At 67.3% G+C, this 13,587-nt stretch carries 13 protein-coding genes; 8 read left to right on the top strand and 5 right to left on the bottom strand.

Translation table 11 applies throughout. The features are described 5' to 3' along the window. Positions 1–171: 171 nt before the first annotated feature. The 4 genes from nrdF to nrdH form a co-directional block, all read right to left on the bottom strand. Entirely contained in the window at positions 172–1,143 is a 972-nt protein-coding gene (nrdF, locus tag DFO65_RS00980; protein ID WP_113902545.1) for a class 1b ribonucleoside-diphosphate reductase subunit beta, read from the bottom strand. A 125-nt stretch (positions 1,144–1,268) separates the two neighbouring features. Next, entirely contained in the window at positions 1,269–3,395 is a 2,127-nt protein-coding gene (gene nrdE / locus DFO65_RS00975) for a class 1b ribonucleoside-diphosphate reductase subunit alpha (protein WP_245940429.1), read from the bottom strand. A 5-nt stretch (positions 3,396–3,400) separates the two neighbouring features. Continuing rightward, positions 3,401–3,814, bottom strand: coding sequence for a class Ib ribonucleoside-diphosphate reductase assembly flavoprotein NrdI (gene nrdI / locus DFO65_RS00970; protein WP_113902854.1), 414 nt, complete (start codon positions 3,812–3,814; stop codon positions 3,401–3,403). Position 3,815: 1 nt separating this feature from the next. Then, complete coding sequence (gene nrdH / locus DFO65_RS00965; RefSeq protein WP_113902543.1) at positions 3,816–4,064, bottom strand: glutaredoxin-like protein NrdH; 249 nt, start codon at positions 4,062–4,064, stop codon at positions 3,816–3,818. Between the two features lie 517 nt (positions 4,065–4,581). Here nrdH and DFO65_RS00960 point away from each other — a divergent pair. Genes DFO65_RS00960 through DFO65_RS00930 form a run of 7 tightly spaced genes read left to right on the top strand, consistent with a single transcriptional unit; the run spans position 4,582 to position 10,982 of the window. After that, complete coding sequence (locus tag DFO65_RS00960; protein WP_113902542.1) at positions 4,582–5,577, top strand: AAA family ATPase; 996 nt, start codon at positions 4,582–4,584, stop codon at positions 5,575–5,577. Positions 5,578–5,590: 13 nt separating this feature from the next. After that, a complete protein-coding gene (locus DFO65_RS00955) occupies positions 5,591–6,475 on the top strand; it encodes a DUF58 domain-containing protein (protein ID WP_113902541.1) in 885 nt (294 codons plus the stop codon). Further along, the gene (locus DFO65_RS00950; protein ID WP_113902540.1) at positions 6,462–6,914 is read left to right on the top strand and encodes a hypothetical protein; all 453 of its coding nucleotides are present in this window, start codon (positions 6,462–6,464) and stop codon (positions 6,912–6,914) included. Before DFO65_RS00955 ends, DFO65_RS00950 begins: the two co-directional genes overlap by 14 nt. After that, the gene (locus DFO65_RS00945) at positions 6,905–7,879 is read left to right on the top strand and encodes a vWA domain-containing protein (protein WP_113902539.1); all 975 of its coding nucleotides are present in this window, start codon (positions 6,905–6,907) and stop codon (positions 7,877–7,879) included. Before DFO65_RS00950 ends, DFO65_RS00945 begins: the two co-directional genes overlap by 10 nt. Further along, complete coding sequence (locus tag DFO65_RS00940; protein WP_113902538.1) at positions 7,876–9,018, top strand: vWA domain-containing protein; 1,143 nt, start codon at positions 7,876–7,878, stop codon at positions 9,016–9,018. The genes DFO65_RS00945 and DFO65_RS00940 overlap by 4 nt, the downstream gene beginning before the upstream one ends. Continuing rightward, positions 9,015–9,785, top strand: coding sequence for a hypothetical protein (locus DFO65_RS00935; RefSeq protein ID WP_113902537.1), 771 nt, complete (start codon positions 9,015–9,017; stop codon positions 9,783–9,785). Before DFO65_RS00940 ends, DFO65_RS00935 begins: the two co-directional genes overlap by 4 nt. Before the next feature lie 21 nt (positions 9,786–9,806). Then, positions 9,807–10,982, top strand: coding sequence for a histidinol-phosphate transaminase (locus DFO65_RS00930; protein WP_113902536.1), 1,176 nt, complete (start codon positions 9,807–9,809; stop codon positions 10,980–10,982). A gap of 7 nt (positions 10,983–10,989) precedes the next feature. On the opposite strand, the gene DFO65_RS00925 is transcribed toward DFO65_RS00930, so the two are convergent. Beyond that, positions 10,990–12,441, bottom strand: coding sequence for a PucR family transcriptional regulator (locus DFO65_RS00925; RefSeq protein WP_245940407.1), 1,452 nt, complete (start codon positions 12,439–12,441; stop codon positions 10,990–10,992). A gap of 135 nt (positions 12,442–12,576) precedes the next feature. On the opposite strand from DFO65_RS00925, the gene speB reads away from it, so the two are divergent. Continuing rightward, positions 12,577–13,587 (top strand): agmatinase, encoded by a 1,011-nt coding sequence (gene speB, locus DFO65_RS00920; protein ID WP_113902535.1) that lies wholly within the window; start codon positions 12,577–12,579, stop codon positions 13,585–13,587.

Raw genomic sequence — 13,587 nt, 5'->3', positions numbered from 1 at the left:
GAAAGTGTGATCCGCAGTAGCGCGTATGGTTGGCGTTGAGAAATCACGGAGGTGTGGAATCGCAGCGGGCACCGAACACGCTCGAAGGAGGAACCGGGGTGCCGGAGGGCTGAGTGCAGAAGAGCGGCCCACCCGAGTCAGATGGCTCAGGCAGGCCGCTCACCTGGGGTCTCAGAAGTCCCAGTCCTCGTCCTGGGTGTTCTCGGCCTTGCCGATGACGTAGGACGAACCCGAACCCGAGAAGAAGTCATGGTTCTCATCGCTGTTCGGCGACAGGGCCGCGAGGATCGCCGGATTGACGTCGGTCATCTCCTTGGGGAACAGCGCCTCGTAGCCGAGATTCATCAGCGCCTTGTTGGCGTTGTAGTGGAGGAACTTCTTGCAGTCCTCGGCCAGCCCCACGGAGTCGTAGAGGTCGTGGGTGTAGGCGACCTCGTTCTCGTAGAGCTCGAAGGTGAGGTTCATCGTGTAGTCCTTGAGCTCGGCGCGGCGCTCCTCGGACTGCGACTCCAGACCCTTCTGGTACTTGTAGCCGATGTAGTAGCCGTGGACGGCCTCATCACGGATGATCAGGCGGATGAGGTCGGCGGTGTTCGTCAGCTTCGCATGCGACGACCAGTACATCGGCAGGTAGAAGCCGGAGTAGAAGAGGAACGACTCGAGCAGGGTCGAGGCCACCTTGCGCTTGAGCGGATCATCGCCCCGGTAGTAGTTGAGGATGATGTCGGCCTTCGACTGGAGGAACCGGTTCTCCCGCGACCATCGGAACGCCTCGTCGATCTCCTTCGTCGAGCACAGGGTCGAGAAGATCGAGGAGTAGGACTTCGCGTGCACGCTCTCCATGAACGCGATGTTCGTGAGCACGGCCTCCTCGTGCGGTGTCACCGCATCGGGGATGAGCGAGATCGCCCCGACGGTGCCCTGGATGGTGTCGAGCAGCGTCAGTCCCGTGAAGACGCGCATCGTCAGCGTCTTCTCCTCCTCCGTCAGCGTTGCCCACGACGGCACGTCGTTGCTCAGCGGCACCTTCTCCGGCAGCCAGAAGTTGCCCGTCAGCCGATCCCAGACATCGTCGTCGACGGGATCGATGACCCGATTCCAGTTGATGGCATCGACATGCGATGCCAAAGTCAGGTTCTCCACGCTTGATTCCTCTTCCCCGCTTGCTGTCGGCGGCCGCACCGGCCGTCCTCTTCGACACTCTCATTTCGCCCGTGGTCACCCCGGACGCTACTCGCGGGCCGGTGGGAACCGGCCCGCGACCTGCCTCACAGCATGCAGGACACGCAGCCGTCCACCTCGGTGCCCTGCAGCGCCAGCTGCCGCAGCCGAATGTAGTAGATGGTCTTGATGCCCTTGCGCCAGGCGTAGATCTGCGCCTTGTTGATGTCGCGCGTCGTCGCCGTGTCCATGAAGAACAGGGTCAGGGACAAGCCCTGGTCGACGTGCTTCGTCGCCTCGGCGTACGTGTCGATGATCTTCTCGTAGCCGATCTCGTAGGCGTCCTGGTAGTACTCGAGGTTGTCGTTGTCCATGAAGGGAGCCGGGTAGTACACGCGCCCGATCTTGCCCTCCTTGCGGATCTCGATCTTCGAGGCCACCGGGTGGATCGAGGAGGTCGAGTTGTTGATGTAGGAGATCGACCCGGTCGGCGGCACCGCCTGCAGGTTCTGGTTGTAGATCCCGTGCACGGCCACGGCGGACTTGAGCTCGCGCCAGTCCTCCTGGGTGGGGATGTGCACTCCCGCCTCGGCGAACAGCTGCGCCACCCGCTCCGTGCGCGGCACCCACGCCTCGTCGGTGTACTTGTCGAAGTACTCCCCCGTCGCGTACTTCGACTTCTCGAAGCCGGCGAAGGTCGTGCCGCGCTCCTTCGCGATCTCCATCGACGCCCGCACGCAGTGGTAGGCGATGGTGTAGAAGTACATGTTCGTGAAGTCGAGGCCCTCCTCGGAGCCGTAGTGGATGCGCTCCCGGGCGAGGTAGCCGTGAAGGTTCATCTGCCCGAGGCCGATCGCGTGGGACATGTCGTTGCCGCGGGCGATCGACGGCACGGACTGGATGTCCGAGGTCTCCGCGACGGCGGTCAGACCGCGGATCGCGGTCTCGACGGTCCTCCCGAAGTCCTCGGAGTCCATCGTCAGCGCGATGTTGAGTGAACCGAGGTTGCAGGAGATGTCCTTGCCGACGACCTCGTAGCCGAGGTCGGCGTCGTACTCGCTCGGCTCGGAGACCTGGAGGATCTCCGAGCACAGGTTGGACATGATGATCTTGCCGTCGATCGGGTTCGCCCGGTTCACCGTGTCCTCGAACATGATGTAGGGGTAGCCGGACTCGAACTGGATCTCGGCCAGGGTCTGGAAAAACTCGCGGGCGTTGATCTTCTGCTTCCGGATGGAGGCATTGTCGACCATCTCCTCGTACTTCTCCGTGACGTTGATGTCGGAGAACGGCACCCCGTAGACGCGTTCGACGTCGTAGGGGCTGAAGAGGTACATGTCCTCGTTGCGCTTGGCGAGCTCGAACGTGATGTCCGGGATGACGACGCCCAGGGACAGGGTCTTGATCCGGATCTTCTCATCCGCGTTCTCCCGCTTCGTGTCGAGGAAGCGGTAGATGTCGGGGTGGTGGGCGTGGATGTAGACGGCGCCGGCGCCCTGTCGCGCGCCGAGCTGATTGGCGTAGGAGAAGGAGTCCTCGAGCAGCTTCATCACCGGGATGACTCCGGAGGACTGGTTCTCGATCTTCTTGATCGGGGCCCCGGCCTCGCGGATGTTCGTCAGGCAGAAGGCGACACCGCCTCCGCGCTTGGACAGCTGCAGGGCGGAGTTGATCGAGCGGCCGATCGACTCCATGTTGTCCTCGATGCGCAGCAGGAAGCAGGAGACGAGCTCTCCGCGCTGCTTCTTCCCGGCATTGAGGAAGGTCGGGGTCGCGGGCTGGAACCGCCCGGAGATGATCTCGTCGACGAGCTGCGTCGCCAGGGCCTCATCACCGCGGGCGAGGAACAGCGCGACCATGACCACTCGGTCCTCGAAGCGCTCGAGGTAGCGCTTGCCGTCGAAGGTCTTCAGCGTGTAGGAGGTGTAGAACTTGAAGGCGCCGAGGAAGGTCTGGAACCGGAACTTGTGCGCGTAGGCGCGCTTGGACAGGCTCTCGATGAAGTCGAACGAGTACTGGTCGAGGACCTCGGGCTCGTAGTAGTCCTTCTCGACGAGGTAGTCGAGCTTCTCCTTGAGGTCGTGGAAGAAGACGGTGTTGGTGTTGACGTGCTGGAGGAAGTACTGCCGGGCCGCCTGCCGATCGCGCTCGAACTGGATCCGCCCATGGGAATCATAGAGATTCAGCATGGCGTTGAGCGCATGGTAGTCGAGGTCCGTCTCCTCGCGGATGATGTCTTCTACATTGCGGTCTTCAGCGAGCTCGCGCACAGTTTGTCCAATCCTTGGTTGACTGCTTCAACGTCGTCGGGAGTCCCGAGGAGTTCCACACGATAAAGCACGGGTACTTGGCATTTCGCGGCGACCTTGCGGGCCGCGCGGCAGTATTCTTCGCCGAAGTTGGTGTTTCCGGCGCCGATGACACCGACGAGGTGCCGGCGATTGGCTTCGATGTTGAGGAATTTGACCACCTGCTTGGGGACGGCCCCGCGATTGGGGCCGGCCCCGTAGGTGGGAGTGACGAGGACGAACGGCTCATCGATCCTCGGCATCTCGTGCCTCGTCAGCAGCGGCAGCCGCAGGGAGGGATGCCTGAGCTTGCCGACGAAGCGGTGGGTGTACTCAGAGCTACTGGAATAGTAGACAAGGAGCATCTCAGGCCACGACGGAGACCGTCGCCTGTTCCCCGGCCAGGGCCGCGATCTTGTCCGGGCGGAATCCCGACCAGTGGTCGTTGTCGGTGACGACGACGGGCGCCTGCATGTAGCCCATCGCCTTGACGACGTCGAGAGCGTTCTCGTCGACGCTGAGATCGACCGATTTGTACTTCAGGCCCTTGGCATCGAGCGCGCGATAGGTGGCGTTGCACTGGACGCAAGCTGGCTTGGTGTACACGGTGATCATGACGACTCCTCGTTTCTGTTCTGCTGTCCGTGGTGCTGCCACGCCGGCCGATGCCGCCGATGACCGGAATCACGCGGATCCCGACCGGCCGTGACCACTAGATGTTGTGTTCGGGTACGACTCTACCCCTATATCCAGTGTTACACCAGTGTCATTTGACTCGTCCACAGCCTGTGTCCCGAGCGTCCACAATCGTCCACAGGCTGTGAACAACATCGATGTGATTACTTCACCTGCGAGGACACTGGGAAGTCGCCGCTCCGACTCCCGTCCGGCCCTGTTTCCCACCTCCGTTGTCCACCGCTGTCCACAGCCGAAAATTCCTTCCTGTGCGCACCGCTGTGATCACCCGCCTCGGCGTGTCGCGGACGCTGGGGTCGGCCGCTGGGCCGGCTGCGGCGGGTGGTCTGCGACCACCCTATGTGTCGGTACTGACACGAGATCGTCCAGTGTTGTGTCAGGGTCGGCCAATATGCTGGGGAGGACAGTCAGACCCGCGATTCGAGAGGTCCGCACCATGACGGCATCGGCGCCTGCCAACACTCAAGAGATTGCCCACGCGCAGTCGATCCTGTCCGGACTGGAGTCCTATCTCGATCGCTTCGTCGTCGGCCAGCAGCGCCTGCGCGAGAGCCTGCTCATCGGCCTCCTCTCCAATGGCCACCTGCTCCTCGAGAGCGTGCCCGGTCTGGCGAAGACGACCGCCGCGGCCGCCCTGGCCAATGCCGTCGACGGGAAGTTCTCCCGGATCCAGTGCACCCCCGACCTCCTGCCCGCCGACATCATCGGCTCGCAGATCTACAATGCCCGCGAGGGGTCGTTCAACACGGTGCTGGGCCCCGTCCACGCCAACATCGTCCTCCTCGACGAGATCAACCGGTCCTCGGCGAAGACGCAGAGCGCGATGCTCGAGGCGATGCAGGAGAGGCAGACGACGATCGGCGGGCGCCGCTTCGACCTGCCCCGGCCCTTCCTCGTCATGGCGACCCAGAACCCGATCGAGCAGGAGGGCACCTACCAGCTGCCCGAGGCCCAGCTCGACCGGTTCATGATCAAGGACCTCCTCACCCACCCCAGCCCGCACGAGGAGCTCGAGATCCTCAACCGGCTCGACAACGGCGTCTTCGACCGCGACGCCGTGCCCGCGCCCGCGTGCGACCTCGAGGACGTCGTGACGATGCAGCGCTACGCCCAGACCATCTACATCGATCCCGCGATCAGCCGCTACCTCGTCGAGCTCGTCCACGGCACCCGCAACACCGGCAAGTACCTCGGCCGCCTCGCCCCCTACATCGAGTACGGAGCGAGCCCGCGCGCCTCGATCGCCTTCACGAACGCCGGACGCGCCCTGGCGATGATCCGCGGACGCAACTACGTCATCCCCGAGGACATCAAGGACCTCGCCCACCGGGTGCTCGCCCACCGCATCCAGCTCAACTTCGAGGCCGCCGCGGAAAACATCTCGAGCGCCCAGGTCGTCGACGCCCTGCTCATGGCCGTGCCCACGCCGTGATCGGGACCTCGTCATGACTGCTCTGCTCAATCGGATCAAGGCGCGGATGACCATCCACGCCCACCGGCGCACGCGTCGCCTCCTCGACGGCGACTACTCCTCGGTGTTCCACGGGCACAGCCTCGACTTCGACGACCTGCGCGACTACATCCCCGGCGACGAGATCCGCGACATCGACTGGAAGGCCACCGCCCGGCACTCCGAACCGCTCGTCAAGCGCTACGTCGCCCACCGACGCCACATCCTCGCTCTCGTCGTCGACACGTCCCGGAACTTCGACGCGGTGACCGCTGCCGGGGCGGACAAGCGACAGCTGGCGATCCTCCTCGCCGGGATGACCGGGTACCTCGCCGTGCGCCACGGCGACGACGTCATGCTCATCCACGGCAGCGCCGAGGGCACGACCGCGTCACCGCGCAAGGGCAGCGAGACCCACCTGGAGAACCTCCTCCAGCAGATCCTCGCCGAGCAGGGCAGTGGGGCCGACGGCGCGATCAACGAGCAGCTGCAGTGGATCACCGCCCACATCAACCACCGGATGCTCATCGTCGTCATCTCCGATCAGGCTCCGCTCGGTCCCGACGAGGAGGCGACGATCCGCCGTCTGCGCGCCCAGCACGAGGTCCTGTGGATCACGGTCACCGACGCGGACCTCGCCGGTCTCGCACCCGCCTCGGCGCCCTTCGACGTCTCCCGTCCCGGGGTCGGCCTGCCCACCTCGGTGATGGCGAACCCGAGGGTGCGCGCGGAGTACCTCGCCGCCGAGGCCGAGCGAAGGCAGGCCCGCATCGACCTGCTCGCCAAGCTCGGCATCGCCCACACCGAGGTCGCCCACCCCGATCAGGCCCTGGGCAGCCTCCACACACTTCTGCTGAGGCATCGTCGTGGGCCCCGCTGAGCTCATCGGGCCCCTGCAGATCTCGGTCTGGTGGTACGTCGCCGCCGCCGCGGTCCTGCTCGCGGCATTCGTCAACCTCTTCGCCCCGCTCCTGCGCGCCGCCGCGGGTTCCCGGACGAAGGCGCGCCCGCGGATCCCCATCCCCGTGCGCAGCACCTACATGAGTCGCATCGCCGAGGTGGAGGCCACGCTCGAGCGCGGCGACGCCGACGTCCGCACCTCGGCCCGGGAGCTGGCGAAGATCGTCCGCGAGTTCGCCGGCGACGCCTGGGGCGTCAAGGCCGAGCACCTGACGTACCGCGACGCCGCCGTGGCCGGCCTCGACGACCTCGCCGCCTCCCTCTCGAGCCTCTACCGGGCGGAGTTCGCCGAGGACGAGGCCGAGGATCTGCGGCCGCAGATCGCCGAGGCGAGGAAGCTGGTGAGCCGATGGTCCTGATGTTCTGGTGGCTGGCCGCCATCCTCCTCGTCCTCGCCGCCGTCACGGTTTTCGTCCTCCGCCGCCCCGGCCCCCGGGAGTCCTCCCTGCCGGTGGCCCACAGTTCCCGGATGACCACGCTGCCGAGCTTCCGGCGGGCGATGCGCACCCGACTGCTCACCACCTCGGCGTTCATCGCGGTCATCGCCGTCACCGGGATCTCGGCCCTGGCCGGGATCGCCCGGCCGGCCTGGATCGAGACCGTCAACCCGGAGAGGAAGCTGCGCGACGTCATGCTCTGCCTCGACGTCTCCGGTTCGATGCTCGGCTACGATGCCGACCTCCTCCTGGCCTATCAGGAGCTCGTCGAGCGCTTCGACGGCGAGCGCATCGGGATGACCGTGTTCAACTCCACCGCGGTCTCCGCGTTCCCGCTCACCGACGACTACGACATGGTGAAGAACTACCTCAAGGACGCCGAGGAGGGCTTCCGCTCCTGGGGCACCGAGGGCACCGACTACTCGTGGTCGACGGCGCCGCCGAACATCGACGGCTCCTCCCTCATCGGCGACGGCCTCGTCTCCTGCATCGACAACTTCGACCGGCAGGACGAGAAGCGCTCCCGGTCGATCGTGTTCGCGACCGACAACATGCTCGCCGGCCAGCCGCTGTTCGACCTCGACGAGGCGACGGACATCGCGGTGGACGCGGACATCCGCGTCTACAGCCTCTCCCCGCCGAGCATCCTCACGACGACCCAGACCAAGGAGCTCAGGTCCGTCTCCGATCGCACCGGCGGCAAGCAGTTCGACATGGGGTCGGCGTCGACGATCGACTCCATCGTCTCCGAGATCCAGAGCCAGGAGGCCCAGCGCACTCCCGGACGCTCGTACACCATCGTCCATGACATGCCCGCCGCTCCCCTGACCATCGCGGTCTTCGCCCTGGCGGCCGTCTTCGTCCTTGCCTGGAGGGTGAGATCATGATCGTCGATCCCCTCTTCACCTGGTTCGGGCTCGGGTTCCTCGTCGTCGCCCTGCTCACCCTGTGCATCATCCCCTGCGTCCGCGGTGATGGGCCTCGCTGGCGCTGGTTCGCCCGGATGGGCGTCGTCCTCGTCCTCGGCGTGGCGCTGGCCCGGCCCGGCATTCCCGTGCAGTCGACGACCGAGGAGTACGAGACCGCCGCCGACGTCTACTTCCTCGTCGACACGACGACATCGATGGCCGCCGAGGACTACGACGGGGACAGGACGCGTCTGGAAGGGGTGAAGAAGGACATGCTCGCCCTTGCCGAGCAGTTCCCCGGCACCCGCCTGTCGATCATCACCTTCGCCTCGACCGCGTCGACGGCGATGCCGCTGACGACCGACCACGCGGCGTTCGCCTCCGCCGTCGACGTGCTCAGCCCCGAGCTCTCACTCAACTCCAACGGTTCGTCGATCACGGAGGCCGGAGCCGAGCTCGACAAGCGGATGAAATCGAACCGGGAGGACCGTCCCGACAACAAGACCGTCGTGTTCTACTTCGGCGACGGCGAGCAGACCGTCGCGGCCGAACCCGACTCCTGGGCGTCCTTCTCCTCCCGCATCGACGACGGGGCCGTGTTCGGCTACGGCACCGCGCAGGGCGGGAAGATGAAGGAGCCGCGCGCGTTCGGGTCCGTCCCGAATCCCGACCAGGAGGCCGGGCCCCCCGATGAGTACATCCGCGACAGCCAGGGCAATCCGGGCATCTCGACCATCGATGAGTCCAATCTCAGGACGATCGCCGAGGACCTCGGCGTCGACTACCACCACCGTGACGGCGGCACCGACATGGCGGCCGCCTACACCGCCCCGAAGTACGAGCAGACGCTGGTGAAGAAGGACGACAGGGTCACGGTCGACGAGTACTTCTGGGTCCCGCTCATCCTCGTCTTCGGCTGGCTCGTCGTCGAGATGGTCATCGGGGTCAGGGAGCTCAACCGACTGCGCAGCCTGCAGCCGGGGAGGGTCGGCCCTCAGAGACGCGGCGGTCCTGCGGGGCGAGTCGGTCCTGCGGGGCGTCGCGGCGGTCCGGGGCCCGGCAGTCCTGCGGGGTCCGGCGGAGGATCGTGGCCCGGTGCACGGGGAGGTCGATCATGAGACTGCGCGCGTCCAGACTCCTCGGGTCGTGGACGGGGCTGCGCACCCTCACCCGGGTCAACCTCATCGTCGGCAGCTTCCTGCTCCTCGTCTTCACCTACCTCGCGGTCACCGTGTACTACGGCGCGGCCTCTCAGGTGCGGTACGAGTCCAACGACTTCCCCGGGGCGCAGAAGGCCTCGACCGTGTTCCTCGCCCTGAGTCCGTTCGAACGCCACATCGGCTACTTCAACCGCGGCACCGCCCGCGCGGCCGTCGGCGACTTCGACCCGGCCCGGACCGACCTGGAGGCGGCTCTCGAGATCGCGCCGACGAGGGACGAGTGCGCGGTGCGCGTCAACCTCTCCTATGTCTACGAGAAGCTCGCCGACGACATCGCCGCCGAGGACAGGACGAAGGCCGACGAGCTCTACGAGCAGGCTCTGCGCACCCTCGATGACGCCCCGCAGGAGTGTCGCCCCGACAAGAGCGAGGAGCAGCAGAAGAGCTCGGAGGCCAAGGAACGCGTCGAGGAGAAGAAGAACGCCGAACAGTCCGACGGCTCCTCGAGCGGGGATCAGTCCGGAAGCGACGGCGACGAGAACGACGACCAGGGCGGATCCGACGACGGCGAGCAGAAGCCCGACTCCGGCGGCGGAGGGGAGAAGTCGGAGGAGGAGAAGAAGCGCGAGGAGCTCGAACGCCGCTCGGAGCAGTCCGAGCGCGAACAGCAGCAGCAGGGTGACGGCGGTCAGGGAGGAAGGTCGACCCCCGACAAGCCGTGGTGAGCCCTGTGCCATCATGAATGGATGATCTCTCCCTCCTCATCCTCCTCCGATCGGACAACCTCCCGAAAATCTGCCGACCGCGCCGAGCCCTCTGCCGACCGCACCGAGACTCCGCGGGCGACTCACCCGCGGCTACGAGCGGCGCTGGAGACCTTTCCGCCCTACATCCCCGGCAATCCGCCGAAGACGGTCGAGGGGCTGCGGCCGTACAAGCTGTCGTCGAACGAGAACCACCTCGCGCCTCTGCCCGCCGTGCTCGAGACGATGGCCGCCCATGCCGTGAATCCCGCCCAGTACCCGGACGATTCGGCACTCGCGCTGCGCCGCGGACTGGCCGCCCGCCTCGGCGTCGGCATCGACGAGCTCATCGTCACCGCAGGTGCCAGCGAACTGCTCGTCGCACTCACCCAGATCACCTCCGATGCGTCCACCGAGGCGATCTACCCGTGGCCCTCGTTCGAGATGTATCCGCAGACCACCGGGCTCGCCGGTGCGGGAAGGATCGAGGTGCCCAACCGGCCCGACGGCAGCCACGACCTCGACGCGATGGCCGCGGCGATCACGGACAGGACGAGGCTGATCTTCCTCTGCTCCCCCAACAATCCGACCGGACCCGCGCTCGACGACCGCGAGCTCAGGGACTTCCTCGCCGAGGTGCCCGACGACGTGCTCGTCGCCCTCGATGAGGCGTACTGGGAGTTCGTCACCGCCGAGGGTGCCGCCCGCGGCCTCGACATCTGGGCCGACCACCCCAATGTCGTCCTGCTCCGGACCTTCTCCAAGGCCCACGGGCTGGCGGGACTGCGAGTGGGCTACGCCGTCGCCCGGGAACCGATCATCTCCGGTCTGCTCAAGGCCGTCATCCCCTTCGGCGTCACCGCGCTGAGCCAGGCGGCGGCACTGACCTCGCTCGAGCACTGGGACGAGGTGCTCGAGAGGGCGGCGCTCATCGCCGCCACCCGCGACGACTTCGCCCAGGCCCTGCGCGCCCAGGGTTGGGAGGTGCCCCAGGCGCAGGGGAACTTCGTGTGGCTGCCCCTCGGTGAGCTGTCGGCGGCCTTCGAGGACGCCTGCGTCGAGCAGTCCGTGGCGGTGCGCAACCTCGAGCACGGGGTGCGGATCAGCATCGGCGAGCAGCCGGGACTCGACCGGGTCCTCGACATCGCCGCGGCGTTCCGCGCCGAGCACTTCGGCTAGAACCGGGTCACAGCCCCGCGAGTTCCAGGGCGATGCCCACCTCCTGCATCGTCTCGGCGCGGGACAGGTCCCGGCCGAGCAGCCTCTCGATCCGCCCGATGCGCGCCCGGACCGTGTGCCGGTGGACCCCGAGCGCGGCGGCGACCGCGTCACGGGCGCCGCCTGCGGCGACGACGGCGCGCAGGGTCTCGAGGAGACCGCGGCCCTCGGTCGATGCGAGCATCGGGCCGAGCACCCGGTCGACGAACTCGTTCGCCGCCGCCTCATCGATCGCCGACAGCAGACGGCGCAGGTCGGAGCCCCCCGCGTCCGTGCGGCCGCGCCACACCGTCCAGGTGTGGTGGACGCGACTGAGCGGGATCGTCCTCCGATAGAGCGTCGGCACGCCGGTGATCTCGGCGACACGGTCGAGGAGGTCGGGGGCGTCGTCCTCGCCGAGGTCGGCGCCGGCATGGACGACCGCGAGCGTCGAGCCGGCGCGGGTGAGAACGACTCCGGGTGAGAGATCGGCCATGAGCTGCCCGGTCGACTCACCGCGGACGTCGCCGTAGACGGCGAAGCCGACGCGGGAGACCGGGGCGAGGCCCGTGAGCCCGACCCACTCCCGGCGAGCCTCCTCGGCGCCCAGCGGCTCGGAGAAGAGCCGCATCGCCTCGCGCCGAGGCGGGTCCGCCCAGCTCTCGAGCCCGAGCAGCGCCGCGGCGGTCGACAGGAGCAGGGAGCGGATCCGGGGACTGCCGCTCGCCTCGGCGGGGCTGAGGATCCATCCCCGCACCGCGTCGTCGCCGACGGGCACGGCCTCGACGAAGCCGTCCACGGTGGGCAGCAGACGGGGCGCGAGGGATCCGCGCAGTGATTCGCCGATGAGCTGTCGCCGGACGGGCAGCTCGGCATCGGGCCCGCTCAGTCCTCGTCCCGTCGGCGAGACGAAGCTGACGGCGGCGTGCAGGACCTCGCCGAGTTCGGCGATCAGCGCCGCCGGACCGCGGGAGGCGAGCGCGGTGGCGAACCGTCGACCGGCGTTGCTCGCCGCAGTGAGCTCGCGATTGGACTCCTCCTCCCGCAGACGGGTGAAGGCGTCGACGACGGCGACGAACGGCACCGGCTCGGGCACCCCGAACAGAGCGAGACCCGACGCCCGAGCGGCGTCCCGGAGGGCGGCGGGGATCGTCTGCAGGGGCAGCTCCGAACCGAGACCGATGCCCAGCGCCCGCACTCCGATTCCCGCCAGCCGTGCGACGTAGTCGGCGACCGTCGCGGCGGAGAGGTCCTGGCTGACCCCGATCGTCAACAGGACCTCACCGCCTGCCAGCCATTCGTCGACGCGGGGCAGCTCCGAGGAATGGACGATCGTGATCTCGAGGCTGCGGGCCCCGGGTGGGTCGACGACGATGTCGAGGGCCAGCTCCCGCCGCCCCCACAGCTGTCCCAGGGTCACCATGGCCATCAGTCTATCCATTCTGGACAGTTGATGCGACGAACTGTCCGCTTCGGCTATCTGTGACCGGGCCTACACGTCCTAGGCTGATGCCGACCACTCGACGCACCGCCCGCCGAACCGCTCGGCGGGTGCACACCGATCCAAGGAGAGTCAATGTCGTCTCAGCCTCTCGGCCCTGCCGATTACAGTCAGACTCCTCGCTTCGCGGGCCCGCCGACCTTCGGTCTGCTGCCCCGCCTCGACGAGGTCGAGGCCGCTCGCCCGGGCGAGAAGATCGACGTCAAGATCATCGGCGTCCCCTTCGACGCCGGGGTCAGCTACCGGCCCGGCGCCCGTTTCGGCCCGGCGCACATCCGCCAGTCCTCGAAGCTGCTGCGCCCCTACAACCAGGCGACGAACGTCCACCCGTTCTCCTGGCAGCAGGTCGCCGACTGCGGCGACCTCGGCGTCAATCCCTTCGACATCACCGAGGCCGTGACCACGGTCGAGGCGACGGCCGACGAGCTGCGCGCCGACGGAGCGAAGCTGCTCACCCTCGGCGGCGACCACACCCTGGCCCTGCCGAACCTGCGGTCGCTGCACAAGACCCACGGCAAGATCGCGGTCCTCCACTTCGACGCTCACCTCGACACGTGGGACACCTACTTCGGCGCCCCGTACACCCACGGCACCCCCTTCCGCCGGGCGAGCGAGGAGGGCCTGCTCGACCTCTCGTCGTGCATGCACGTCGGCATCCGCGGACCTCTCTACGGGAAGAAGGACCTCGAGGACGACGCGGTGCTCGGCTTCCAGATCATCCGCAGCGACGAGTATCAGTTCTCCGGCATCCAGGAGGTCGTCGGGCGGATCCGCAAGCGCCTCGGCGATGCTCCGGTCTACCTGTCGATCGACATCGACGTCCTCGATCCGGCGGCCGCACCCGGCACCGGGACCCCGGAGGCCGGAGGCATGACGAGCCGCGAGCTGCTCAACTCGATCCGCGGGCTGCAGGGGCTCAACGTCGTCGGCGCGGAGATCGTCGAGGTCGCTCCCGCCTACGACCATGCCGAGATCACCGGGATCGCCGCCGCCCACTGCGGCTACGAGATCCTGTCCCTGTGGGCCGCCGCGGCCAACGGTGCCACCGGTCCCTCGGGGCCCAGCGGCGAAGCGCTGGGAGTCTGA

This window comes from Brevibacterium sanguinis (assembly GCF_003315415.1).
Classification (GTDB): Bacteria; Actinomycetota; Actinomycetes; order Actinomycetales; family Brevibacteriaceae; genus Brevibacterium; species Brevibacterium celere_A.
This window is presented reverse-complemented; position numbering and strand designations above follow the sequence as displayed.

Excerpts from the sequence above, each read along its gene's own strand:
- nrdI (WP_113902854.1), bottom strand. The coding sequence starts at position 3,814 with ATGCTCCTTGTCTACTATTCCAGTAGCTCTGAGTACACCCACCGCTTC.
- nrdH (WP_113902543.1), bottom strand. The coding sequence starts at position 4,064 with ATGATCACCGTGTACACCAAGCCAGCTTGCGTCCAGTGCAACGCCACC.
- DFO65_RS00960 (WP_113902542.1), top strand. The coding sequence starts at position 4,582 with ATGACGGCATCGGCGCCTGCCAACACTCAAGAGATTGCCCACGCGCAG.
- DFO65_RS00955 (WP_113902541.1), top strand. The coding sequence starts at position 5,591 with ATGACTGCTCTGCTCAATCGGATCAAGGCGCGGATGACCATCCACGCC.
- DFO65_RS00945 (WP_113902539.1), top strand. The coding sequence starts at position 6,905 with ATGGTCCTGATGTTCTGGTGGCTGGCCGCCATCCTCCTCGTCCTCGCC.
- DFO65_RS00940 (WP_113902538.1), top strand. The coding sequence starts at position 7,876 with ATGATCGTCGATCCCCTCTTCACCTGGTTCGGGCTCGGGTTCCTCGTC.
- DFO65_RS00935 (WP_113902537.1), top strand. The coding sequence starts at position 9,015 with ATGAGACTGCGCGCGTCCAGACTCCTCGGGTCGTGGACGGGGCTGCGC.
- DFO65_RS00930 (WP_113902536.1), top strand. The coding sequence starts at position 9,807 with ATGATCTCTCCCTCCTCATCCTCCTCCGATCGGACAACCTCCCGAAAA.
- DFO65_RS00925 (WP_245940407.1), bottom strand. The coding sequence starts at position 12,441 with ATGGATAGACTGATGGCCATGGTGACCCTGGGACAGCTGTGGGGGCGG.
- speB (WP_113902535.1), top strand. The coding sequence starts at position 12,577 with ATGTCGTCTCAGCCTCTCGGCCCTGCCGATTACAGTCAGACTCCTCGC.